This is a genomic window from Rhizobium sp. R635 (assembly GCF_002211285.1).
In the GTDB taxonomy this organism is placed as follows: domain Bacteria; phylum Pseudomonadota; class Alphaproteobacteria; order Rhizobiales; family Rhizobiaceae; genus Rhizobium.
Map to the genome: position 1 here is coordinate 37946 of NZ_LOKX01000021.1, position 24138 is coordinate 62083.

Consider the following 24138-nt stretch of genomic DNA (forward strand, 5'->3'; position numbering starts at 1 on the left):
AGAAAAAACATGGTGGATTCCGCTCGTTTGAGCCTGCACGTCCCCGAACCCGCCGTCCGCCCGGGCGGCCAGCCCGATTTTTCCAACGTCAAGATCGCCAAGGCCGGTTCCGTGCCGCGGCCGGAGGTGGATGTCGCATCCGAGGATATCCGCGATCTCGCCTATTCGATCATCCGCGTCTTGAACCGTGATGGCGAGGCGGTCGGTCCCTGGGCCGGGTCGCTCTCCGATGAGGAACTGCTGACCGGGCTTCGCAACATGATGAAGCTGCGCGCCTTCGATGCCCGCATGCTGATGGCGCAGCGCCAGGGCAAGACCTCCTTCTACATGCAGCATCTCGGCGAAGAGGCCGTCAGCTGTGCCTTCCGCAAGGCGCTCAACAAAGGCGACATGAATTTCCCGACCTATCGCCAGGCAGGCCTTTTGATCGCCGACGACTACCCGATGGTCGAGATGATGAACCAGATCTACTCGAACGAGAGCGATCCGCTGCATGGCCGGCAGCTGCCGATCATGTATTCCTCCAAGGAACACGGCTTCTTCACCATCTCGGGTAATCTCGCCACCCAGTATGTGCAGGCCGTCGGCTGGGCGATGGCTTCGGCGATCAAGAACGACAGCCGCATTGCCGCGGCCTGGATCGGCGACGGATCGACGGCGGAATCCGATTTCCATTCGGCGCTCGTCTTCGCCTCGACCTACAAGGCGCCCGTCATCCTCAACATCGTCAACAATCAGTGGGCGATCTCCACCTTCCAGGGCATTGCCCGCGGCGGCTCCGGCACGTTCGCCGCCCGCGGCCTCGGTTTCGGCATTCCGGCGCTGCGGGTCGACGGCAACGATTATCTCGCCGTCCATGCCGTCGCCCGCTGGGCGGCCGAGCGCGCCCGGCGCAATCTCGGGCCGACGCTGATCGAACATGTCACCTACCGCGTCGGCGCGCATTCGACCTCCGACGATCCGAGCGCCTATCGGCCGAAAACGGAATCGGAAGCCTGGCCGCTCGGCGATCCCGTGCTACGGCTGAAGAAACATCTGATCGTCAAGGGCGTCTGGTCGGAGGAGCGGCATGTGCAGGCGGAAGCCGAAATCATGGACGAGGTGATCGAAGCGCAGCGCCAGGCGGAGACGCACGGCACGCTGCATGCCGGCGGCAAGCCTTCGGTGCGCGACATTTTCGAAGGCGTCTATGCCGAGATGCCGCCGCATATTCGCCGCCAGCGGCAGAAGGCGGGGTACTGACATGGCCAGGATGACGATGATCGAGGCCGTGCGCAGCGCCATGGACGTCTCGATGGCGCGCGACGACAATGTCGTGGTCTTCGGCGAGGATGTCGGCTATTTCGGCGGCGTCTTCCGCTCGACGCAGGGCCTGCAGGCGAAATACGGCAGAACGCGCTGCTTCGATACGCCGATCAGCGAATCCGGTATCGTCGGTACGGCGATCGGCATGGCGGCCTACGGGCTCAAACCCTGCGTCGAAATCCAGTTCGCCGATTACATGTACCCGGCCTATGACCAGCTGACGCAGGAGGCGGCGCGCATCCGCTACCGGTCCAACGGCGATTTCACCTGCCCGATCGTCGTGCGCATGCCGACAGGCGGCGGCATCTTCGGCGGCCAGACGCACAGCCAGAGCCCGGAAGCGCTCTTCACCCATGTCTGCGGGCTGAAGGTGATCGTGCCGTCTAATCCCTATGACGCCAAGGGCCTGCTGATCGCGGCGATCGAGGACCCCGATCCCGTCATGTTCCTGGAGCCGAAGCGGCTCTATAACGGCCCCTTCGACGGCCATCACGAGCGGCCGGTGACGCCCTGGTCGAAACACGACCTCGGCGAGGTGCCCGACGGCCATTATACCATTCCGATCGGCAAGGCCGAGGTGCGGCGCACGGGATCGGCGGTGACAGTGATCGCCTATGGCACCATGGTGCATGTGGCGCTCGCCGCGGCCGAGGATGCCGGCATCGATGCCGAGGTGATCGATTTGAGAAGCCTGCTGCCGCTCGATCTCGATACGATCGTCAGATCGGTCACCAAGACCGGGCGCTGCGTCGTCGTGCATGAGGCGACCTTGACGTCGGGCTTCGGCGCCGAAGTCGTGTCGCTGGTGCAGGAACATTGCTTCTATCATCTCGAAGCGCCTGTTGTGCGCGTCGCTGGCTGGGACACGCCCTATCCGCATGCGCAGGAGTGGGACTATTTTCCCGGTCCAGGCCGGGTCGGGCGGGCGCTCGCCGAAGTCATGGAGGCCTGAGCCATGGGCGAATTCATCATCAAGATGCCCGATGTCGGTGAAGGGGTCGCCGAGGCCGAGCTTGTCGAATGGCATGTGAAGCCGGGAGATCCTGTCCGCGAGGACATGGTGATCGCCGCCGTGATGACCGACAAGGCGACCGTCGAAATTCCCTCTCCCGTCAACGGCACGGTCATCTGGCTTGCCGGCGAGGTCGGAGACCGTATTGCCGTCAAGGCGCCGCTGGTGCGGATCGAGACCGCTGGAGATGTGGGCGAGGCTCAGCCGATGCAGATCTCGCAGGCGCCGATTGCCGAACCGGCCAAGGTCGAAACGGCAAAGCCCGCGCCGCCGCCTCCTGCCGCGCAGCCCGCCGAAAAGCCGCTCGCCGCGCCCTCGGTGCGGCTCTTCGCCAGGGAAAGCGGCGTCGATCTGAGGCAAGTGCAGGGGACAGGACCGGCCGGGCGCATCCTCCGCGAGGATATCGAGCAGTTTCTGGCCCAAGGGAGCGCTCCTGCCGCGGCAAAGAACGGTCTTGCCAGGAAGACGGCGACGGAGGAGATCAAGCTCACCGGCCTGCGCCGCCGCATCGCCGAAAAGATGGTGCTGTCCACCTCGCGCATCCCCCACATCACCTATGTCGAGGAAGTGGATATGACCGCGCTCGAGGAGCTGCGCGCCACCATGAACGGTGACCGCAGGGCAGGCCACCCGAAGCTGACGGTTCTGCCCTTCCTGATGCGGGCGCTGGTCAAAGCCATCGCCGGGCAGCCGGAGGTCAACGCCACTTTCGACGACGATGCCGGCATCATCACGCGTTATAGTGCCGTCCATATCGGCATCGCCACGCAGACGCCGGCCGGCCTCACCGTGCCTGTCGTGCGCCATGCGGAAGCGCGCGGCATATGGGATTGCGCCGCCGAGATGGCGCGGCTGGCTGAAGCGGCGCGCTCGGGCACGGCGACGCGCGACGAGCTTTCAGGCTCCACCATCACCATCAGCTCGCTCGGCGCCCTTGGCGGGATCGTCTCGACACCTGTCATCAATCACCCCGAGGTGGCGATCATCGGCGTCAACAAGATCGCCACACGACCGGTCTGGGACGGGACGCAATTCGTGCCGCGCAAGATGATGAACCTCTCCTCCAGTTTCGATCATCGCATCATCGACGGCTGGGATGCGGCGACCTTCGTCCAGCGCATCCGCACGCTCCTCGAAACACCGGCGCTCATCTTCATCGAAGGCTGACCCATGAAAGAGATTGTCTGCAAGCTCCTCGTCATCGGCGCCGGCCCGGGCGGCTATGTCTGCGCCATCCGCGCCGGACAGCTCGGCATCGATACCGTCATCGTCGAGGCCGGAAAGCCGGGCGGCACCTGCCTGACGGTCGGCTGCATTCCCTCCAAGGCGCTGATCCATGCGGCCGAGGAATTCGACGCCACGCAGAAGATGCTTGCCGGCAAGAACCCGATGGGCATCCGTATCGAAGGCGCTTCACTTGATTTGCGAAGGACGATCGCCTGGAAGGACGGCATCGTCGGCAGGTTGACGGGCGGCGTCTCGGGATTGTTGCAGAAGGCGCGGGTCAAGATCGTCCACGGCCAGGCCCGCTTCCGTGACGGCAAGACGGTGGAGGTGGAGACCGAGACCGGCCAGCAGATCATCCGCGCCGAAACGGTAGTCATCGCCACCGGCTCCGATCCGGTGGAACTCGCCGACCTGCCTTTCGGTGGCCGGGTCATTTCCTCGACGGAGGCGCTGTCGCTGACGGAACTGCCGAAGAAGCTCGTCGTGGTTGGTGGCGGCTATATCGGCTTGGAACTCGGTACTGCCTTTTCCAAGATGGGATCTGACGTGACCGTCGTCGAGGCGACGCCGCAGGTGCTGCCGCTCTATGATGCCGAGCTGGTGCGTCCCGTCATGCGCAAGCTGACCGAGAGCGGCATCCGGGTGCTGACAGGGGCGAAGGCGATGGGGCTTGCCGACGATGGCGAGGCATTGATCGTCGAAACCTCGGATGGCCGGCGAGAGACCCTGCCGGCGGACCGCATCCTCGTCACCGTCGGCCGCCGCCCGCGCACGGCGGGCTCCGGTCTCGAAGAGCTCGATCTCGACCGCGCCGGCCCTTATCTCAGGATCGACGATCGTTGCCGCACCTCGATGCGCGGCATTTATGCGATCGGCGACGTGACCGGCGAGCCGATGCTGGCTCATCGCGCCATGGCGCAAGGGGAGATGGTGGCGGAAATCATTGCGGGCAAGAAGCGGGCCTGGGACAAGCGCTGCATTCCCGCCATCTGCTTCACCGACCCCGAGATCGTCAGCGCCGGCCTCTCGTCCGCGGAGGCGCGGGCGCAGGGCTATGAGATCCGCACCGGTCAGTTTCCGTTCAGCGCCAACGGGCGGGCGATGACAATGCTGTCGGAAGAGGGCTTCGTCCGCGTCGTGGCCCGCGCCGACACCAATCTCGTTCTCGGCCTGCAGGCGGTGGGGGCAGGGGTCTCCGAACTTTCGGCCGCGTTTGCTCTGGCGATCGAGATGGGCGCGCGCCTGGAAGACATCGCCGGCACCATCCACGCGCATCCGACCCGCAGCGAAGCGATCATGGAGGCAGCGGCGAAGGCATTGGGAAGCGCCTTGCACATCTAACATGGACGGCCGGTTTTCCAGCCAGGTTTATGGACCGGACGATCTTCAGGATAGGTAGGTTGATGCCGCGCTCTTATCGGCGACAGCCGTTTGAGCATAACATGCGGGTGCCGGATTAGTTGGATGTTCCGGACTCTTGGAGCCATGCCGGGATATCTTGCTTGTCGTGGAGGATACGCCATACATCGACATGATCGGCCTGCTCGAGATAGAAGACGATATAGGGAAAGTCCCTTAGCTTTATACTGCGCAGATCGGGCAGGCCAAGTTCGTATGCCTGGCGCAAAGAACCCGACGCAGGATGCTCGGCGAGCAAAGCATATGTCGATTGCAGCGCATCAACGAAGTCTACCGCGACTTGGGCGCCCGCCTCGCGAGCATAGTAATCCACAGCACTCTCAGCGTCCTCACGAGCCGATTGGCGGGGGATAACAGACTTGGCAGTCACTTGGAGCTTTGTTTCAAGGCGCGGTCACGCAAGCTGTTGAAATAGTTGGCATCAACCCGCTCTGTCATTTCAGATGACGCACCTTCAAGCAGGAGATCGCGCAAGTGCTGCCGTTCTTTATCGCGACGGATGAGCTCGCGTACATACTCGCTGCTCGTACCATAACCTCGTCCGGCGACCTGCTGATCGACGAAGTGTTTCAGGCTGTCGGGCAACGAGATATTCATGGTGCTCATAGAGAGTAAGTTAGCCACTATGACAAAATTTGGCAAGGCGCGAAGTCTGCCGATCCTTCTTCACCCCTCTCGGCAAAATGTGCGGGTTGTTGCAATCCACTCGAGCGTTCGTCGCTCGGGATCGGAATTGCGTGTGATGTCGGTGACGACGGCAGCGCTGTCGGCCCCGTTTTCGAACACGCCGCCGATCCGTTCCACGTTCAGCCCGCCGATGGCGACGAGCGGTAGCGGGCCGATGCGGCTCTTCCAGTCGCGCAGGCGCTCAAGGCCTTGCGGCGCCCAGGGCATGGCCTTGAGGATGGTGGGATAGATCGGCCCGAGCGCGATATAGTCCGGGCGGGCCGCAAGCGCGACTTCCAGTTCCGCCTCGTCATGCGTGGAAAGGCCCAGTTTCAGGCCGGCCCTGCGGATGGCGGCAAGATCGGCGGCGGCCAGATCCTCCTGGCCGAGATGGATGAAATCGCAGCCTTCCTCGATCGCAAGCCGCCAGTGGTCATTGACGATCAGCTGGCATCCATGCGCCTCGCAGACGGCTTTTGCCACGCGTATGTCCGCGCGTATGTCAGGCAGCGCTCGCTCCTTGACACGCAGTTGCACGAGTTTGACGCCAAGCGGAACCAGCCTTTCGATCCAGGCGGCGCTGTCGACGATCAGGTAGAAGGGATCGAGCGTCATGCGAAAACCGCCTTTCCGATGACCGGCGTCGAGGGAACCGCCATATCGCGCGGCTCCAGCATGCCGGCGCCGAATGCCTGCCTGCCGGCATCGATCGCCTTGGCAAAGGCTTCCGCCATGGCGGCGGGATCGCCCGCGCCGGCAACCGCGGTGTTGAGCAGGACCGCATCGAACCCCAGTTCCATCACGATCGTCGCATGCGACGGCCGCCCGATCCCTGCGTCGACGATCAGCGGCACATCGGGAAAATGCGCGCGCATGGTGCGAAGGGCAGAAAGGTTGAGCGGCCCCGCCGCCGTTCCGATCGGCGCGCACCAGGGCATCAGCACCTTGCATCCCGCCTCCAGCAAACGCTCGGCCACGACCAGATCGTCCGTCGTATAGGGAAAGACCTCGAAGCCTTCACTGCCGAGGATGCGTGCGGCCTCCACGAGCGCAAAGACGTCAGGCTGCAGTGTGTCGTGATTGCCGATCACCTCGAGCTTGATCCAATTGGTCTGAAACACCTCGCGCGCCATCTTGGCCGTCAGCACCGCCTCGGAGACGCCATGGCAGCCGGCCGTATTCGGGAGCACGCGCACGCCGAGCGCGCGGATCATCTCGAAAAATGCGCCGCCGTTGCGCCCGCCGGCCGTTTCACGCCGCAGCGACACCGTGACGATGTCCGTTCCGGATCGCTTGACGGCCTCGGCCAGCACCGCCGGGGAGGGGTAACGCGCGGTGCCGAGAAGAAGCCGCGATCCGATCTGGTTTCCGTAAAGATCAAGCATGTCAGCCTCCTTGCATCGGGGTCAGGATTTCGATCCTGTCATTGTCGTTAAGAGCGTGATCGTCGCGGTCTTCGCGAGGAACGAGTTCGCCGTTGACCGCGGTCGCCAGCCATTCGCCTTCGTATTCGAGGGCGATCAGCAGCTGCGAAAGGGTGGTTGCGGCTGTGGTCTGGGGTTCGCCATTGATGATCAGACGCATTGGGAGCTCCTTTGCTTCGTTCGTTCGGAAAAGACGAGATCCGCGGCTTGTGCCGCCATTGCAGGCGCCAGGAGAAATCCATGACGATAAAGGCCGTTGAGGACCACGGCATTGCCTTGCCGCAGGACCCGCGGAAGATTGTCGGGAAAAGCCGGACGAATGCCGGCGCCGGTTTCGACGAGAGCAGCGTCAGCGAAGGCTGGATGCAGCGTGTAAGCCGCATTCAGCAATTCCATCAACGAGCGGGCGGTGATCGGCCCGCCGAAATCGGTCTCGATCATGGTCGCGCCGACCATGAAGAGGCCGCCGCCGCGAGGCACGACATAGACCGGGATGCGGGGATGAAGCAGGCGGACGGGCCGTGACAGCTCTATTTCGTCGGTATGCAGATAGAGCATTTCGCCGCGTACGCCGCGCAGATCGTCAATCTGTCCGATGCGTGCGGCGCCCGTACAATCGATGATATCGGAGAAATCGCCATCCTCCGCATCGTCGGCTGCAAAGACGACGCCCTGTGCCGCCAGCTTTTCTTTCAGCGCGCCCAATGCCTGCCTGGGATCGAGATGCGCTTCCTCCGGGAAGAACAGGCCATGGCGGAACCGGCCGGCAAGGGCCGGCTCGAGCAAGGCGATGTCTTCCTCTTCCACCCATCGATAACCGCTCGTCCGGCCGGCAAAGCGTTTCAGCTCGACATAGTCGCGCGCCGGCGCGACCACCAGCGTGCCGTTGCGGATGACCTCGCCGGGCAGGATCGCATCCCAGCGGTCGGCGGCCTGCACGCCAAGCCGGAGCACGGCCTCGTCGGCGCTTTCCCGCTCGCACCAGGGGGCCAGCATGCCGCCAGCCAGCCAGGATGCTGCGTGATCGAAATTTACGTGGGGATCGACGACCTTCACCTCGGCGCCACGGGCGTGCAGTTCATGGGCGACGACGAGGCCGGCGACGCCGGCCCCTTTCACGAGGACGCGCATCTCAAGCTCCCGGCGCTTCGATCGAAGAGGCGGGAACATAGAGGTCACCGCCATCGCGGTAACGGGCGGCCATGGCTTCCAGACCCTCCTTCTGCGCCTCTGAGCGGATATCATGCGATATTCGCATCGAGCAGAATTTCGGGCCGCACATCGAACAGAAGTGGGCGAGCTTATGCGCCTCTTTCGGAAGCGTCTCGTCGTGGAAGGAGCGGGCCGTCTCGGGATCGAGGGAAAGGTTGAACTGATCTTCCCAGCGAAATTCGAAACGGGCGCGCGACAGCGCATCGTCGCGGATGCGCGCCGCAGGATGGCCCTTGGCGAGATCGGCGGCATGGGCGGCGATCTTATAGGTGATGACGCCGGTCTTGACGTCGTTGCGGTCAGGCAGGCCGAGATGCTCCTTCGGCGTGACGTAGCAGAGCATGGCCGTGCCGAACCAGCCGATCATCGCCGCGCCGATCCCAGAGGTAATGTGATCGTAGCCGGGGGCGATGTCGGTCGTCAGCGGCCCGAGCGTATAGAAGGGCGCCTCGCCGCAGACGGCAAGCTGCTTATCCATGTTTTCCTTGATCTTGTGCATCGGCACATGGCCCGGCCCTTCGATCATCACCTGGCAATCCTTTGCCCAGGCGATCTTCGTCAGCTCGCCGAGCGTTTCGAGTTCGGCAAATTGCGCCGCATCGTTGGCGTCGGCGATCGAGCCGGGGCGCAGGCCGTCGCCGAGCGAGAAGGAGACGTCGTAGGCGCGGCAGATGTCGCAGATTTCCTCGAAGTGCTCGTAGAGGAAGCTCTCGCGATGATGGTGCAGGCACCACTTCGCCATGATCGAGCCGCCGCGCGAGACGATGCCGGTGACGCGGTTGACGGTCAGCGGGATGTAGTGCAGCCGCACGCCGGCATGGATGGTGAAGTAATCGACGCCCTGTTCGGCCTGCTCGATCAGCGTATCGCGATAGATTTCCCAGGTGAGGTTTTCGGCGATGCCCTCGACCTTCTCCAGCGCCTGGTAGAGCGGCACGGTTCCGATCGGCAGCGGCGAGTTGCGGATGATCCATTCGCGGATATTGTGAATATTGCGCCCGGTCGAAAGGTCCATGACGGTATCGGCGCCCCAGCGGGAGGCCCAGACCATTTTCTCGACTTCCTCCGCCATCGACGAGGTGACGGCCGAGTTGCCGATATTGGCGTTGATCTTCACCAGGAAATTCCGGCCGATGATCATCGGTTCCGATTCCGGATGATTGATGTTGGCCGGAATGATCGCCCGGCCGGCGGCGACCTCCTGGCGGACGAATTCCGGCGTCACATGGTCGGGAATGTGGGCGCCGAAGCTCTCGCCGTCGCGAAGCATCGCCCCGGCTTGCGTTTTGCGGCCGAGATTTTCGCGGATGGCGATGAATTCCATCTCCGGCGTGATGATGCCGGCCCGCGCATAGGCCAGCTGCGTGACGGCCTTGCCGTCCTTGGCCCGCAGCGGCTGGCGTTTTGCCGGAAATTCGGGCGTCAGCCGCTCGCCGCTGGCAAAGCCGTTATCCTCGGGACGGATGCGGCGGCCTTCATAGAGCTCGACGTCGCCGCGGGCGAACACCCAGTCGCGGCGCAGTGCGGCAAGACCCTTTTCGATACTTATATCGGCGCCTTCGCTGGTGTAGGGGCCGGAGGAATCATAGACGATGACCGGCGGCTCGCCGGAAGTCGGATGGAGGCTGATCTGCCGCATCGGGACCTTGATGTCGGCATGGATCTCGCCAGCGATGTGGATCTTTTTCGATGCCGGCAACGGGCCGGTCGTGACGGTTGGGGTGAAGGTCTTTGCGGCAATGGTCATGGTTTGAGGCTCCAAAGTTCAGTTGGAGACCCAGTCAGTCAGCCGGAATGATGAAAAGACGCCGGCATGGATTCCATGCGGGAATCCGAAGCCTTCGAGCGCTTGCACCGTCCCTACGCCAGTATGAACTGGATCAGGTTCAACGGGTCACTGCGCCACAACAGGCAAAGCCGTATTGTCCAGCAGTATCTCAGCCCCTTGCCGGGACCCCCCTGGTGAATGCTGCGGAGGCTACGTCCTCGATCGAGTTCATGTCAACCCCGGCGCTGAAAAGTAACGTGGAGCGGGTTCCGAGGACTGTGGCAGTCGATTTCGCGGGACGTGAGGAGGGGAGCAGGTGCGCTCGTACATGGGCCACTGCATCTTTACAAAAGATGTAATGTTATAACAAATGTTGCATAAGCGGAATTATGGAACAGAAGCCAGGCCATGGCGTCATGCGATCATCCGGCAGCCGGCCGGAATGGCCGGCCGGCTTGCAACACAGCGGCAATGCCGTCCTAGATATCGACAACGAGGCCTTTGGCCTTCAGCACCGGTTCCAGCTTGCTGACCTCGATGACCGACTTGCCCTGCTTGTAGGCTGCGATATAGCCGGCTTCGGCATCTTCGCGGGCTTGCGAAAGTCTCGCGGCTTCCTGCGCTTCCTGCCTGCGCACGACCACCAGTCCATCGGCATCGCCGACGATGATGTCGCCGGGATTGATGATTTCGCCGCCGACGATGATCGGGTCGTTTACGGCTGCGATGGTTTCCTTCACGGTTCCCTTGATACAGACGCTGAGCGAGAAGACGGGAAAGCCAAGTTCCCGCAGCTGCAGCGTGTCGCGCACGCCGGTGTCGGTCACGAGGCCGCCGATGCCCTTTGCGAGGCAGGCGTTGGCAAGCACGTCGCCGAAGGAGCCGGCCTCTTCGTATTCGCCCGCCGAGACGACGATGATGTCACCCGGCTTTGCGTAGTTGATGGCGAGCTGCAGCATGATGTTGTCGCGCGGTGCGCATTTGACCGTGAATGCCGGGCCGCAGAGTTTCATGCGGTAGTCGACGGGCTTGAGCCGCGAGGAGAGTGCGCCGCGGCGCCCCTGGGCTTCGTGGATGGTCGCCGGCGAAAATTTCGAAACGGCCTCGATGTCAGCTTTGCTGGGCCGTTCAGCGATATCTTTTATATGAATCATGGATGCCTCACATCGTTGGTAGACGGCGGGCATATCCCGCCGCCTGATCTCGGTTGCATTGTCTTCGGGAGGTTCCGAGACCGGTCGGTCTACGGGATCGGGTCGAATTTCAGCTGCGTGAGCGGCACGACTTTGTCGGTGCGGGTCATCTTGTACTCGGTGCTCGGGCCGAGCCACTTGTCCCAGATCTTGTTGATCTCGCCGGACTCGTCGAGCTTGTGCAGGATCTCGTTGATCTTGGCGGTCAGCGCCGGCTGATCCTTGGCCATGCCGATGCCGATCGGCTGGTAGAGCATCGGCTCCTCGATCATCCGCATTTCCTTGCCCTTGCTCTTCGATTCATTGACGAACTTGGTCGTCGTCATGGTGTTCGCCACCATGCCGCGCGCCTTGCCCTGCTGAACGGCGAGGTAGGCCGAGGCGGTATCCTGGAAGGTCAGCGGGTCGGATTTGTTGAGCTTGATCGACATTTCCGAGGTCGAACCCTTGGTCGACGCAATGCGCTGGCCTGCGTAATCGGCCTTCGTCTTGCCGGCATCGTCCGCCGGCACGATCAGCATTTCCTTGGCGAGATAATAGGGATCGCTGAACTGGATCTGCTCGGCGCGGCTCAGCGTATAGGCAAGGTTGGCGACGGTGATATCGACGCGGCCGAGCTTGACCTCGGGCACGCGGGCTTCGACCGAGACCGGCTTGATTTCAGCCTTGACGCCCAATTCCTTGGCGATGGCGCCGCAGAGATCGACGTCGAAACCGGCCATTTCGCGGGTCTTCGGATCGGGCGAAGCGAAGGGAGGAACGTCGGCGAAAGTCGCGCAGCGCAGGGTCTTTGCCGACATGATGGTGTCGAGCTGATCGGCCTTTGCGGGCATGGCGGCGGCCAGGCCGGCGAATGCGACGGTGAGGCTCAGGTATTTCCAGTTCATTGCTGTTCTCCTTTGTTTTTGGTGGTTGGTATCAATGCCTGAGATCAGCGAGGAAACGCTGAGCCCGGGGATGGGTCGGATTGGTGAAGAAGTCCTCGGGCGTCGCCATTTCGATGATCTGGCCGGCATCGATGAACCAGATCCGGTCGGCGACCTCGCGCGCGAAACCCATTTCGTGGGTGACGCAGAGCATGGTCATGCCTTCCGACGCCAGGCTCTTCATGACGGCGAGAACTTCGCCGACCATTTCGGGATCGAGCGCGCTCGTCGGCTCGTCGAACAGCATCACCGGCGGTTCCATGGCAAGAGCGCGGGCGATCGCCACCCGCTGCTGCTGGCCGCCCGAGAGCTGGCCGGGATAGGCTCGGGCCTTGTCGGCGAGGCCGACGCGGTCGAGGAGCTTGAGCGCCTTCTCGTGCGCGACATCCGGCGCCACGCCTTTCACCCGGATCGGTGACATCGACACGTTTTCAGCCACCGAAAGATGCGGAAAGAGGTTGAAGTTCTGGAATACGAAGCCGATCCGGCTGCGCATTGCGTTGAGCTCCTTCGCCCGCATCGACGCGTGGATGTCTTGCCCGTCGAGCCTGATCGATCCGCTGTTGATCTCTTCCAGGCGATTGATCGTGCGGATCAGCGTCGATTTCCCCGAACCGGATGGACCGCAGATGACGACCACCTCGCCGCGCGCGACATCAGCATCGATGTTCTTCAGGACCGGATAGTCACCGTAACTCTTGCAGACCTGCGAAAGCCGGATCGTCTGCGATTCCTGCGCGGAAACTGACATGGTCATAGCTGCTCCGATACGATTTTCGATGGCGCGGCCAGGGAGGCCGTGGGAACGTTGAGAAGTCCCGCACGCCGCCGCGTGATGCGCCGCTCGAGGCGATTTGCGAAGTAGGTGAGCGTCCAGCAGATGATGAAGTAGACGATCGCCAGGATGAGGAAGACCTGGAAGGGCTGCGTCAGGAGCTGGTTGTTGACCTGGCTTGCGGCAAAGGTCAGGTCCGGCACGTTGATCACATAACCGAGCGTCGTATCCTTGATCGTCGAGACGAAGGTGGAGATGATGCTCGGGATCATGTTGTAGAGCGCCTGCGGCAGGATGATATAGCGCATCGCGCCCATATAGCCGTGGCCAAGCGCACGCGCGGCATCCATCTGGCCCGGTCCGAGCGCGACGATGCCGGCGCGGACGACTTCGCTGAGGAACGCGCTCTGATAGACCACGAGGGTCGTCAGCATGGTGACGAAGCTCGGCACATCGGCGCCGGTCAGTAGCGGCACGAGGAAATAGCTCCACAGGATGAGCATCAGCAGCGGCACGCCGCGGGTGAAATAGACAAGCGCGGTGACCGGCCAGCGCAGCAGCGGCGACTTGGAAAGCCGCGCCATTGCGAAGAGGATGCTCACGGGAAAGGCGAGAATGATGCTGAGCGCCGAAAGGATCAGCGTGTTGGCGAGCCCGCCGAGCGGTCCGTTCGGATATTGGCCGATCAACAGCAGCAGCCAGTAGTCGCGGACGATGGCGATCATGTCCTGGATCATGCGCGCGCACTCCTGGCAGGATCTGCGCGCATCGACAGATAGGCGCCGATGCTCATGATCACGAGTGAGAAGAAGAGGTAGAGGACCGTGCCGATCAGGTAGACCTCGAAGGTGCGGAAGCTGAGGTTTTCGATTTCCTTGACGGCATGCGTCAGTTCAGACGCGCCGATGACGACGGCGAGACTGCTGTTCTTGAACAGGGAGACGCTGTGATTGATGAGCGGCGGCAGCGCATTGCGCACGCCCTGCGGCATGATGACGAAACGCATCGCCGAGACGTAGCCGTGCCCGAGCGCGCGCGCCGCCTGCATCTGGCCGTCGCTGACCGAGCGCACGCCCGAACGGAGATCTTCGCTGAAGTAGGCGGCCTGGCAGAGCCCGAGCCCGACCACCGCGAAGATGGCTTCCGCGTTGTGGCTGGCAAGCCATGTCGCGATGCCGTTCGGCATCAGTGTGAAGATCCCGAAATACCAGAGCATGAGCTGCACCAGGGTCGGGACGTTGCGGTGATAGGATACGTAAGCGGCGACCAACGGATCGCCGAAACGAAAGGGGGATAGGCGCAGACCCAGCAGCAGCAGCGCCAGCGTCATCGCCAGCGACCAGGAACCGGCATAGATGATGAAGGTCATCTCAATGCCATGCAGCAGCATGGCGGCATATTCCGGATTTCCGAGGATTGCCGAAAGGTCGAAGCCGCTCACGGTTTTGGTTCCCCGGATTGATCCGTCTTCGCCACAGGCTGCGGCTTCGCCGTCTGCAGGCCGCCCATCACCTGCAGCGTCGGCGTGATCTCCATGTGCCCGATGTTGACGGCCACCGGAGCTGCGATGGCGAAGGCGATGGCGTCCGCGATGTCAGCCGCCTGCGGCAATTCGAAGCCGTCGATGAACCGTTCCCGGACGCTCGGGTCATTGCCGTGGACGTGATTGAAAATGTCGGTGGCGACCCGGCCGGGGCAGATCTCAGTGACGCGCACCCGCTTGCCGAAGGCGTCGATGCGCAGCTGGTTGGACAGCATGCTCACCCCTGCCTTGGTGGCGTGATAGGACGAGTTGCCGCCGAAATTGTAGGCGCCGGCGATCGACGAGATATTGATGACATGGCCGCGATCGCGCGCCACCATGCCCGGCACCACCAGGCGGCAGATATGCAGGACGGCCCGCAGATTGACGTCGATGAGGAGATCGATGTCGCCTTCGTCGGCTTCGAGGAATTTCTTCGGCCGGTCGACGCCGGCATTGTTGACGAGAATGTCGAATTCCACCCGATCCGCGAGTTCGGCGATTGCCTTGCGGTCGGTCACATCGATGACATGAGGGATGCAGCCCGTCCGCGCGGCCAGCTGCTGCAGCGCTTCGGCGCTACGGGCAACGGCATGGACCTCGATGTTCTCCCGGCGGAGCCGCTCGACAACGGCTGCGCCGATTCCGGAAGATGCGCCTGTTATCAGTGCGGTCTTGTAGTCGGAGAATGGCATTGTCGTTCCCTTGTTGTTGATTGAGACAGTAGCGAAGCTTTAACCCCTTGCCTAAGACCGATTATCTTTGGAGCAATAAGCAACGGTTATGGAGCAGGTGCGGCTTGCCGAAGAAGAGAAAACGGTAATGCCGGCATCCCGGTGCGGCCTTGCCTGAGACCGTGTCGCGTTGCAAAAGCAATGCGCCTCTGCAAACATGCCGCCATGCAGATCAGAATGGTACCCCGATCCTCATGGACATCAGACGCCTCAAATCTTTCATCGTGATCGTCGACAGCGGCAGCATCACGCGCGCGGCGGATCTCTTGCATATCGCCCAGCCGGCGCTGAGCCAGCAGCTCGCGGCGCTGGAGGAGCATTTCGGCCACAAGCTTTTGATCCGCAGCCAGCAGGGCGTGAGCATGACCGATGCCGGGCATGCGGTGTACCGCCATGCGCAGATCATCCTCCGGCAGATGGAGCAGGCGCAGGCCGATGCTTCGGCGGCCGGCAATTCGCTTGCCGGGCGTGTATCCGTTGGTCTCGTGCCGTTCAGCAGCGCCGCGACGCTCTCGGTCGATCTGCTGGCGGAGACCCGGAAACTGCATCCCGGCATCCTGCTGCATCTGACTGAAAGCGTCGGCCAGACCTATAGCCAGATGATCATGAACGGCCGGCTGGAGATGGCGCTTCTGCATGGAACCGGCCCGATCAAGGGCGTGCGGTTCGAGCCGATCCTGAGCGAGGAATTTTTTCTGGTGGCGCATCGCGATTTTGCGATCGAGGCGGATGCAAAACCCGTTCCGGTCAGCGCGCTCGACGGGATACCGATGCTGTTGCCGCCGGCCTATAATTTCGTCCGCCGGGCGGTCGATACCGCCTTCACGCGCACCCGCACCAATCTGAAGGTCGTGGCGGAAGTCGAAATCGTACGGACCCTCGCCCGTGCGGTCGCGAGCGGCCTCGGCGCGACGATCATGCCGAAGGCCATCGCCGATCGCATCGTCTCGGAATCGAGCGAGCCGCTGATCTGCCGGCTCGTCTCGCCGAGGATAGAGGAAACCCTGTCGCTCTGCGTTTCCGACCAGAACCCGCTGTCGGAGCCGGCCCTTGCCGTCCGGGACATCCTTCTCGGGCTGACGGCGCGGCTGAAAGGCTAAGCTCCGCGCGTCAGCGCATATCCTTGCAGAACTGAGCTATGCGGGCGCAGCCTTCGCCGAGCTTTTCCATGCTGGTGGCGTAGGAAATGCGGAAGAAGGGGCTCATTCCGTAAGCCGCGCCTTGCACGGTCGCGACATGATGCTCCTCCACCAGCGCCATGACGAAGTCGACATCCGTCTCGATCTTTCGCCCGCCCTTGCTGGTCTTGCCGATCAGCCCCGATATATTGGGATAGATATAGAAGGCGCCCTCCGGCCTGTGGCAGCGCAGCCCTTCCACCTCCGACAGTTTGTCGAGGACGAAGTCGCGCCGCGTCTTGTAGATCGCCGCCCGCTCCTTCAGGAGATCCTGAGGTCCGTCGAGTGCGGCGGTCGCGGCCGCCTGCGTCAGCGTTGCGATGCCGCCGCCATTCTGGCCGTTGACGTTGCTGATGGCTGCCATCAGCTCTTTCGAGCCGGCGCAGAAACCGAGCCGCCAGCCGGTCATCGCGTAAGCCTTGGAGACACCGTTCATCGTCAGGACGCGTTCATAGAGCCTCGGCTCGACTTCCGCCACGGTGCAGAACTGGAAGTCGTCATAAACAAGGTGCTCGTAGATGTCGTCGGTCATGATCCAGACGTGGGGATGACGCAGCATCACCTCGGCGATGGCGGCCATCTCGGCCCGGGAGCAGGCCGCGCCGGTCGGATTGTTCGGGAAATTCAGGAAGAGCCATTTGGTGCGCGGCGTGATCGCCGCCTCCAGGTCCTCCGGGCGCAGCTTGAAGCCGGTCTGTTCGTGGCAGGGAACGGCGACGGGTACGCCGCCGGCGAACTTGACGATATCGGCATAGCTGACCCAGGAGGGTGTCGGAATGACGACCTCGTCACCCGGATTGCAGGTTGCGAGCATCGCATTGAAGATCACCTGCTTGCCGCCGCCCGAGACGACGATCTGGCTGGCGTCATAGTCGAGATTGTTGTCGCGCTTGAACTTCCTGATGATCGCGGCCTTGAGGGCCGGCGTCCCGTCCATCGGCGGATATTTCGTATCGCCGGCAAGCGCTGCCGCATGCGCCGCTTCGATGGCATGCGTCGGAGTGGGAAAATCCGGCTCGCCGGAGGAGAGGCTGACGACCTGGACGCCTTTGGCGGCAAGCTCCCTGGCGCGCTGGGTCATGGCGGCGGATGCTGAAATGGAGACGTTTTTCAGGCGGTCGGCTTTGATGGACATCGGAATGGTCCTCTGGTGAGGGATTGGAGTTATGGACCGCCCGCGGGCGATCGGACTTGTATCATTCGGCGAGTTCGGCAGCGGGAGCGAGTGCCGCACCCGTGGCTTCGATCTCGCCGCGCACGATGCCGGCAAGTTCGAGGGCGCCGGGTGTGTCGCTGTGAACGAGAATGGAGCGCGCCGGCATGGCGATCACGGCGTCGTCGATCGTGCGGACGGTCCCGTCGAGCAGGAATTGCCGCACGCGGGCGCGCACCGAGGCTTCGTCCTTGATGACGGCGCCCGGCAGCCCGCGCGCGACGAGTTTGCCAGCGGCATCATAGGCACGGTCCGCGAGGAAAAGCGCCAGCGTCTTCAGGCGCGCACGTCTGGCCGCCGATTCGATCTCGCTGCCCGACGTGACGAAGACCACGAGACCGGGGTCCACAGTGGCGATCGCATCCATCATCAGGTCGGCGAGTACGGGATCGCGGTTGACCATATTGCCCATGGCCGCATGGAAGCTGATGTGGGAGACGGCGACCCGCTCGCTCCTGGCGATCGCCATCAGGGCGCCGAGCTGGTAGAGCATCTGCTGGCGAAGCTCGTCCGCCGGGAACGGTATTTCGCGCCGGCCGAAGCCGAGCCGGTCGGGCAGACCCGGATGGGCGCCGATGCCGACGCCGTTCAGCTTTGCGAGCCGGACCATGCGCCCCATCGTGTCGGGATCACCGCTGTGGAAACCGCAGGCGATGTTGGCCGAGGAGACGATCTTCATCATCGCTTCGTCGTCGCACAGCCGGTAGGGGCCAAATCCTTCGCCCATGTCGGAATTCAGATCGATCTTCATGAGTTCCTCCTTTTGACGGCGTCTCTGTTTGCGCGCATTTCCTAGGCCATCGCTTTCAGGGCGCGTTTGACCGTCGCCGATGTTTGCCTGATGTCATCGACATAGCGGGCGACGGCTTGTTCGGCTGTGCGCGCTTCCGCGTGCGTCGAGCGGACGAATTTCAGCCGGGCGCCGATGCGGGCCTGCCCGAGCCGCCAGAGGTCGCATTCGATCACGCCGGCGACCTTCGGATATCCGCCCGCAGTATTCGCATCGCTCATCTGCACGATCGGTTCGCCGCCGGGCGGCACCTGGATCACGCCGGGCACGACGCCGTGGGAGCGCATCTCGATCGATGCCGTCGGCTTGATGGGTTCGCCTGACAAGCGGTAGCCGGTCCGGTCGCTTCGGGAGGAAATCCTCCAGGTCTGGCTCCAGAAGGCTTCGCCGTCTTCGGAGAAAAGATCGTGCTCGCCGGCAGGCAGGGCGCGGATCGGCAGTACGCCGTCGACCGGGGCCGGGAAGACATCGCTGAGTGCTGCGGCCGGCTCGACGACGGCGAGGCCCGTGGCCGGCAGCATGGCAATCTCCGCGTCCTCACCGACCGCGAGCCGATCGCCTTTCGCCAGCGGGCGGCCCGCATTGCCTCCGAAGCCGCCACGCAGAGACGTGCTGCGCGAGCCCATGACGACCGGGATATCCAGCCCGCCGCCGAGCGCGACGTAGGAGCGCGCCAGCCGCGGAGGCTGCTTCAGTTCGAGAATCTGTCCGGGCTCGGCGACATAGGCGCACCAGGCAAGCAGTTCCGATCCGTCGAGATGGGGATTGCCGTCGGCGCCGGTCACGGCAAAGGCGATGCGCCGCTCGAAACGCAGGCGGAACGGGAAGGTCTGCACCTCGATCACGGCAGCATTCTCGTCATTGCCGACGAGAATATTGCCGATCCGGACCGCAAGCGGGTCCATCGCGCCGCTCGCCGATACGCCGATATCGCGATAGCCGGGACGGCCGAGATCCTGCACCGTGTTGAAAGGGCCGCTTTCCAGGATCTCGATCATAGCTCGATCCTCGCCGGCAGGAACCGCACCGTATCTCCCGGCGCCATCATGGCCGGCGTCGGCGAGGCGGGATCGAACATCTCAAGTGTCGCGAAGCCTATGGAATTCCAGCCGTTCGGCCCTGTCAGCATGGCGACGCCGGTCTGCATGCCGCCGATGGTCACGCAGCCCTTTGCCATCTTCAGCGAGGGGACGGTCTTGCGCGGCATGTAGATACGGGGATCGAGACCATGAAGATAACCGAAGCCGGGAGCGCTTCCCAAAGCGAAAACACGGTAGGTCGCTTGATGATGGATGCGCACCACCTCGCGATCGCCGAGACCCGAGAGATCGCAAAGGGCCGGAAGATCCGTCGCATATTCGCCGCCGTAATGGACGGGGATCTCGATGGTCTTGCCTTCGAGATCGATGCTCTCGGCATTCGCCCATGCCTCCAGCAGCCGCGCGACCACCGCATCGGGTTCCTCGGGCGTTTCCTTGAAAATCACCAGCAGGTTGGTCATCCCAGGAATGTCTTCCGCAAGGTCCGCCCAGCCTTTCACGGTCTGGGACAAAGCCCAGATCCGCCGCTGCGCGGCAAGATCGAATTCACCGGGCGCCTCGAGCAGGAAGGCCCTGGCGCCGATCGAGGAAACCCGTGCCCGGCTTTTGGTGGCCGGAACGATCTCGCGTTGCGGTGCGTGCCTGTTCGTCGTGACGATCATGATGGGAACTCGATTTCGAACAGAGGATCGCCGTAGCCCACCAGCGCGCCGGGCTCGGCGAGCCGCTTGGTCATGACACCGGAACGGCCGGCGCGAAGGGGAAGCAGCACATCCCCTACCCTGATGAAGCCGAGGATATCGGCTTGGGATAGCGACCGCGGCAGATTTTGGGGCGTCGCAGAGGTGCCCGGATGTTCGGCGCAGAAACGGCCCGCCATCGGCGCCTTCACGATTGCCTGCGCGGAGGCCGGCGCGCGCGGCGCCGTTTCCGCCGCGCTGATCCGCGCCTCTCCCTCCCCTGAAATGACGATGCGAAGCTGTGCGCCCGGTCGGGAGATTTCCAGCCCGGCCACTCCGGCGGCCGTCAGTGCTTGGGTCAGCTGGGCGATGGTGGCCGGATCGCTGAAATCGATGGCGCTCATGCCGCCGTCCTCCGCAGCTTCAGCCATTGTTCGAGATAGTGAATGTCAGTCTCGCCGCGCGCGAAAGCATGGTCCTCGAACAGGGCGCGCAGGAAGGGAATATTGGTGGCGATCCCCTCGATTTCGGTGCCGGCAAGCGCTTCGCACATCCTTGCCATGGCTTTCGCACGCGTCGGCGCATGCACGATCAGCTTGGCGATCAGCGAGTCGTAGTAGGGCGAGACCTTGTAGCCGGCGCGGATATGCGTATCGACGCGGATACCCGGCCCCTGAGGCAAAGCCAGATGGGTGATGACACCCGCCGACGGCAGGAAGGTATCGGGATCTTCGGCGTTGATGCGGCATTCGAAAGAATGGCCTTCGCATGCCACATCGCCCTGGGCGAGATCGAGAGCGTGACCCTGGGCCGCCTTGATCTGCGCCTGGACGATGTCGAGCCCGCTCGTCATTTCGGTGACGGGATGTTCGACCTGAAGCCGCGTGTTCATTTCGATGAAATAGAAGGCGCCGTTCTCATAGAGAAATTCGAAGGTCCCGACGCCCCGGTAGCCGATCTGGCGGCAGGCCTCGACGCAGGCCATGCCGACCGGCTGGATGATGTCGGGTGCGATCCCGGGCGCCGGCGCTTCCTCCACCACCTTCTGATGGCGGCGCTGCATCGAGCAGTCCCGATGCCCCAGCCACACGGCATTGCCGTGGTCGTCGCAAAGAACCTGTATCTCGATATGGCGGGGATGCTCCAGGAATTTCTCCATGTAGAGCGAGGGCGAACCGAACGCCTTGCGGGCCTCTTCCCGCGTCAGCGCGATCGCTTCCTGCAACTGCCCGGCCTCCGGCACGACGCGCATGCCGCGTCCGCCGCCGCCGCCCGACGCCTTGATGATGACGGGATATCCGATCTCCAGCGCCACGCGCTCAATCGATGCGGGATCGTCCGGCAGCGCGGTATCCGGGCCGGGAACGCAGGGGACGCCGGCCGCCATCATCGCCCGCTTCGCCGCGATCTTGTCGCCCATGGTCGCGATCGACGAAGCCGTCGGACCGATGAAGACCAGCCCCGCTTTTTCGACCGCGTCGGCGAATGCGGCGTTTTCCGACAGAAAACCGTAACCGGGATGGACGGCGCCGGCACCGGTCAGACGCGCCGCGAGAAGAATGGCATCCTGATTGAGATAACTCTTGGCGGCATTCGACGGGCCGACACAGAGGAAGCTGGCCATGGTTTTGCCGTAAGGCGCTTCCTTGTCCGCCTCGGAGCAGATGGCGACCGCCGTGAGGCCGAGATCACGACAGGCGCGCTCTATCCGGACGGCGATCTCGCCGCGATTGGCGATGAGCACGGTCTCGAAGCGTCGGCCGGCAGCAGCGGGGTGTTCGGGCGTTTCCGGCATCAGGCGATCTCCGCCAGCAGATCGCCGGTCTCGACCTCGCCGCCGTCTATTTCGGTCAGGCGCGTGATGCGCCCGGCCCGCGGCGCGGCGATTTTGTTGAAGACCTTCATCGCTTCGATGATGAAGAGCGTCTGCCCCTCCTCCACCGCGTCGCCGACCACGACGAATGGCGGCTCCCCGGGCGCCGGGGTCCGGTGCAGAACGCCGAAGACGGGCGCCTTCACCGCCTGCGAGGTTTTCTCGGCGCCAGAAGGCGCATCGGAGACGACACTTTCTGTCGATTCCGGCGTTCGCGGAGGTTCGGCAACGGCGGGCTCCGCCGGCGACGTGCGAAAAATCCGAACCGTCACGTCCTTTTCCGTCACGGTCAGCTCGGTAATGTTCGATCGTCCGACAAAGTCGATCAGCGTCTTGATCTTCGAGAGGTCCATGTGCGTGCTCGGAATTTTCAAAATTCCACCGCGCAGACCTGAGGTGTCAAATCGCCCGGCGTTATGATTTTCGTAGCACGACGCTTGGGCTGATGGGGTCAGACGAACTTTTGATGGAGTGCAGTCCGCACGCTGCGAGGACATGCCGCCGGATGCTTTTGCGGGGGTTGCGCGTTAACATGCCTCAAAGGAGTTGCGGCCATGTCCGGTATCCCTGATCGTGCGGCCCGGACGCAACGATTTTGATCAGTCGCAATGATCGGGCCGCTGGTTGTGATTGGATTCCAAGAACAGGGAGGCGAATCCAGGGATGATGACGTCATTGGTGTTCACGGAAGCATTCCAGCGTCTCAGCCTCGCGCTTGCGATCGGGATCCTTGTCGGTATCGAACGCGGGTGGCGCGAGCGTGAGGCTGCGCCCGGCAAAAGGGTGGCGGGTATCCGCACCTACGGCCTCTCGAGTTTCCTCGGCGGGTTCTGCGGTTTTCTGCAGCCGGTCACGGGACCGATCCTGCCGACAGCCATCTTTGCGTCCTTCTGCATCACGATTCTCCTCTTCAGCCGGATGCAGGCAATGCGGGAGGAGGAATACAGCGCCACCGGCGCCATCGCCGCGATCACGGTCTTCGTGCTTGGCTTCGGCGCTGCCGTTGCGGACATGACGGCGACGGCCGCGAGTGCCGTCGCGATCACGGCGCTGCTGGCGGCGCGCGAGCCGCTGCATGGATTTCTCAGGAAATTGACCTGGCTCGAATTGCGGGCCGCGCTGATCCTGCTGACGATGACGGTCGTCATCCTTCCGATTCTTCCCAATGAGACGGTCGATCCCTGGCAAATGATCAACCCGTTCGAACTCTGGATGATGACGATCCTCATCGGCGCCGTTTCATTCGCCGGTTACGTCATGATCAGGCTCGCCGACACGAAGGCGGGGATATTGCTGACCGGCGCCTGTGGCGGCTTGGTCTCCTCGACGGCTTTGACGCTTTCCTTCGCGCGTCAGTCGACGCAGATGACGGCCCTTTCGCCGCTGCTTTCGGCCGGAGCGATGCTGGCGGGCGCCGTATCGCTCACCCGGGTGCTCCTTGTCTGCGGCGTCATTGCGCCTGCGGTGCTGACGGAACTGGCGCCTGCGCTCGGACCGGCTGCCGCAATCCTTGCCGTGGGCGGGGGGCTCGCCGGCCTGTTGCGGCGCTCCGACAGCAGTTCCGATTTTGCTCCGCACAATCCGCTGGAAGTGATGGTCGTGCTGCGCTTTGCGCTTCTGCTTGCCGTCGTGATCGTCGTCACGCGGGCGACGCTCAACCTCTTTGGAACACAGTCGCTGAGCGCCGTCGCTTTCGTCACCGGGCTCGGCGATCTCGATGCGATAACCCTCTCCGTCGCGAAGCTCGCGCCGCATAGCCTGCCGGCTGATGCAGCCGCACAGGCGATTGCGATCGCCGCCGTCGCCAATCTTCTCGCCAAGGCCGGCCTGGCGGCGAGCGCCGGCAGCAGCGGCTATGCGGTCCGGCTGGCGATCGCAACCGCTATTGCGGTGCTTGCCGGCGCTGCCGGCCTGCTCCTGACCTAAAGCGCGTCGCGATCTTTCAGATCCGCTCCTTGCGCTTTAGATCTTTGTTTTTAAGTATGTCGTTATCGCAAAACATGGAGTAATCGCGGCGCGATCACCCCATGTCATATTTATCAGATGATGGCTGTCTGGGGTGGTTGCCCCCGGTAAGATGGCAATACGGGCTCACGATTGAACCGGGCCCAAACATCGAATGGAGGCAACCATGGACCAATATATCGGGCTTGATGTTTCATTGAAAGAGACTGCGATCTC

General features: G+C 63.1%; 26 protein-coding genes and 1 riboswitch. Of the genes, 6 read left to right on the forward strand and 20 right to left on the reverse strand.

The window, feature by feature from the left end; all coding sequences use genetic code 11:
- Positions 1-9 precede the first annotated feature (9 nt).
- The 4 genes from ATY78_RS16325 to lpdA are packed head-to-tail and all read left to right on the forward strand — an operon-like array spanning position 10 to position 4885.
- Complete coding sequence (locus ATY78_RS16325; RefSeq protein WP_088683360.1) at positions 10-1242, forward strand: 3-methyl-2-oxobutanoate dehydrogenase (2-methylpropanoyl-transferring) subunit alpha; 1233 nt, start codon at positions 10-12, stop codon at positions 1240-1242.
- Position 1243: 1 nt separating this feature from the next.
- The gene (locus tag ATY78_RS16330) at positions 1244-2257 is read left to right on the forward strand and encodes an alpha-ketoacid dehydrogenase subunit beta (protein ID WP_088683361.1); all 1014 of its coding nucleotides are present in this window, start codon (positions 1244-1246) and stop codon (positions 2255-2257) included.
- A 3-nt stretch (positions 2258-2260) separates the two neighbouring features.
- Positions 2261-3484: a dihydrolipoamide acetyltransferase family protein gene (locus tag ATY78_RS16335; protein WP_088683362.1), complete on the forward strand. Its 1224-nt coding sequence runs from the start codon at positions 2261-2263 to the stop codon at positions 3482-3484.
- Positions 3485-3487: 3 nt separating this feature from the next.
- Entirely contained in the window at positions 3488-4885 is a 1398-nt protein-coding gene (gene lpdA, locus ATY78_RS16340; RefSeq protein WP_088683363.1) for a dihydrolipoyl dehydrogenase, read from the forward strand.
- A 115-nt stretch (positions 4886-5000) separates the two neighbouring features.
- On the opposite strand, the gene ATY78_RS16345 is transcribed toward lpdA, so the two are convergent.
- The 13 genes from ATY78_RS16345 to ATY78_RS16405 all read right to left on the reverse strand — a co-directional run bounded on the left by ATY78_RS16345 (position 5001) and on the right by ATY78_RS16405 (position 15144).
- Positions 5001-5333, reverse strand: coding sequence for a type II toxin-antitoxin system RelE/ParE family toxin (locus ATY78_RS16345; protein WP_088683364.1), 333 nt, complete (start codon positions 5331-5333; stop codon positions 5001-5003).
- Positions 5330-5569: a type II toxin-antitoxin system ParD family antitoxin gene (locus ATY78_RS16350; protein WP_088683365.1), complete on the reverse strand. Its 240-nt coding sequence runs from the start codon at positions 5567-5569 to the stop codon at positions 5330-5332. Before ATY78_RS16350 ends, ATY78_RS16345 begins: the two co-directional genes overlap by 4 nt.
- Before the next feature lie 60 nt (positions 5570-5629).
- Positions 5630-6244, reverse strand: coding sequence for a thiamine phosphate synthase (locus ATY78_RS16355; RefSeq protein ID WP_088683366.1), 615 nt, complete (start codon positions 6242-6244; stop codon positions 5630-5632).
- Positions 6241-7014, reverse strand: a complete 774-nt coding sequence (locus tag ATY78_RS16360) for a thiazole synthase (RefSeq protein WP_088683367.1) — start codon at positions 7012-7014, stop codon at positions 6241-6243. The genes ATY78_RS16355 and ATY78_RS16360 overlap by 4 nt, the downstream gene beginning before the upstream one ends.
- Position 7015: 1 nt before the next feature.
- Entirely contained in the window at positions 7016-7213 is a 198-nt protein-coding gene (gene thiS / locus ATY78_RS16365) for a sulfur carrier protein ThiS (protein WP_088683368.1), read from the reverse strand.
- Positions 7204-8184 carry a glycine oxidase ThiO gene (gene thiO / locus ATY78_RS16370; RefSeq protein ID WP_088683369.1) on the reverse strand — a complete coding sequence of 327 codons (981 nt, stop codon included), beginning with the start codon at positions 8182-8184 and terminating at the stop codon, positions 7204-7206. The genes thiS and thiO overlap by 10 nt, the downstream gene beginning before the upstream one ends.
- A 1-nt stretch (position 8185) precedes the next feature.
- The gene (thiC, locus tag ATY78_RS16375) at positions 8186-10012 is read right to left on the reverse strand and encodes a phosphomethylpyrimidine synthase ThiC (RefSeq protein ID WP_088683370.1); all 1827 of its coding nucleotides are present in this window, start codon (positions 10010-10012) and stop codon (positions 8186-8188) included.
- Between the two features lie 92 nt (positions 10013-10104).
- Positions 10105-10236: riboswitch (TPP riboswitch) on the reverse strand.
- Positions 10237-10512: 276 nt separating this feature from the next.
- Positions 10513-11187, reverse strand: a complete 675-nt coding sequence (locus tag ATY78_RS16380; RefSeq protein ID WP_007812547.1) for a 4-carboxy-4-hydroxy-2-oxoadipate aldolase/oxaloacetate decarboxylase — start codon at positions 11185-11187, stop codon at positions 10513-10515.
- A gap of 89 nt (positions 11188-11276) precedes the next feature.
- The gene (locus tag ATY78_RS16385) at positions 11277-12113 is read right to left on the reverse strand and encodes an ABC transporter substrate-binding protein (RefSeq protein WP_088683371.1); all 837 of its coding nucleotides are present in this window, start codon (positions 12111-12113) and stop codon (positions 11277-11279) included.
- Between the two features lie 31 nt (positions 12114-12144).
- Positions 12145-12909, reverse strand: coding sequence for an amino acid ABC transporter ATP-binding protein (locus tag ATY78_RS16390; protein ID WP_088683372.1), 765 nt, complete (start codon positions 12907-12909; stop codon positions 12145-12147).
- Entirely contained in the window at positions 12906-13664 is a 759-nt protein-coding gene (locus ATY78_RS16395; RefSeq protein ID WP_088683373.1) for an amino acid ABC transporter permease, read from the reverse strand. The genes ATY78_RS16390 and ATY78_RS16395 overlap by 4 nt, the downstream gene beginning before the upstream one ends.
- Entirely contained in the window at positions 13661-14368 is a 708-nt protein-coding gene (locus ATY78_RS16400) for an amino acid ABC transporter permease (protein ID WP_088683374.1), read from the reverse strand. The genes ATY78_RS16395 and ATY78_RS16400 overlap by 4 nt, the downstream gene beginning before the upstream one ends.
- A complete protein-coding gene (locus tag ATY78_RS16405) occupies positions 14365-15144 on the reverse strand; it encodes an SDR family oxidoreductase (protein ID WP_088683375.1) in 780 nt (259 codons plus the stop codon). The genes ATY78_RS16400 and ATY78_RS16405 overlap by 4 nt, the downstream gene beginning before the upstream one ends.
- A gap of 233 nt (positions 15145-15377) precedes the next feature.
- On the opposite strand from ATY78_RS16405, the gene nac reads away from it, so the two are divergent.
- Complete coding sequence (gene nac, locus ATY78_RS16410) at positions 15378-16283, forward strand: nitrogen assimilation transcriptional regulator NAC (protein WP_088683376.1); 906 nt, start codon at positions 15378-15380, stop codon at positions 16281-16283.
- Positions 16284-16293: 10 nt separating this feature from the next.
- Here nac and ATY78_RS16415 read toward each other — a convergent pair whose 3' ends face one another.
- From ATY78_RS16415 to ATY78_RS16445, 7 genes are all read right to left on the reverse strand, one after another.
- Positions 16294-17496 carry a pyridoxal phosphate-dependent aminotransferase gene (locus ATY78_RS16415; RefSeq protein ID WP_088683377.1) on the reverse strand — a complete coding sequence of 401 codons (1203 nt, stop codon included), beginning with the start codon at positions 17494-17496 and terminating at the stop codon, positions 16294-16296.
- 61 nt (positions 17497-17557) lie between these two features.
- Positions 17558-18325, reverse strand: coding sequence for a 5-oxoprolinase subunit PxpA (locus ATY78_RS16420; RefSeq protein WP_088683378.1), 768 nt, complete (start codon positions 18323-18325; stop codon positions 17558-17560).
- A gap of 41 nt (positions 18326-18366) precedes the next feature.
- A complete protein-coding gene (locus tag ATY78_RS16425) occupies positions 18367-19362 on the reverse strand; it encodes a biotin-dependent carboxyltransferase family protein (RefSeq protein WP_088683379.1) in 996 nt (331 codons plus the stop codon).
- Positions 19359-20066 carry a 5-oxoprolinase subunit PxpB gene (pxpB, locus tag ATY78_RS16430; protein ID WP_088683380.1) on the reverse strand — a complete coding sequence of 236 codons (708 nt, stop codon included), beginning with the start codon at positions 20064-20066 and terminating at the stop codon, positions 19359-19361. Before pxpB ends, ATY78_RS16425 begins: the two co-directional genes overlap by 4 nt.
- Complete coding sequence (locus tag ATY78_RS16435) at positions 20063-20488, reverse strand: acetyl-CoA carboxylase (protein WP_088683381.1); 426 nt, start codon at positions 20486-20488, stop codon at positions 20063-20065. The genes pxpB and ATY78_RS16435 overlap by 4 nt, the downstream gene beginning before the upstream one ends.
- Positions 20485-21879 carry an acetyl-CoA carboxylase biotin carboxylase subunit gene (locus tag ATY78_RS16440; protein ID WP_088683382.1) on the reverse strand — a complete coding sequence of 465 codons (1395 nt, stop codon included), beginning with the start codon at positions 21877-21879 and terminating at the stop codon, positions 20485-20487. Before ATY78_RS16440 ends, ATY78_RS16435 begins: the two co-directional genes overlap by 4 nt.
- The gene (locus ATY78_RS16445; protein ID WP_088683383.1) at positions 21879-22310 is read right to left on the reverse strand and encodes an acetyl-CoA carboxylase biotin carboxyl carrier protein subunit; all 432 of its coding nucleotides are present in this window, start codon (positions 22308-22310) and stop codon (positions 21879-21881) included. Before ATY78_RS16445 ends, ATY78_RS16440 begins: the two co-directional genes overlap by 1 nt.
- Positions 22311-22620: 310 nt before the next feature.
- Between ATY78_RS16445 and ATY78_RS16450 the strand changes: the two genes are divergently transcribed.
- Positions 22621-23883, forward strand: a complete 1263-nt coding sequence (locus ATY78_RS16450; RefSeq protein WP_088683384.1) for a DUF4010 domain-containing protein — start codon at positions 22621-22623, stop codon at positions 23881-23883.
- Positions 23884-24138 lie beyond the last annotated feature (255 nt).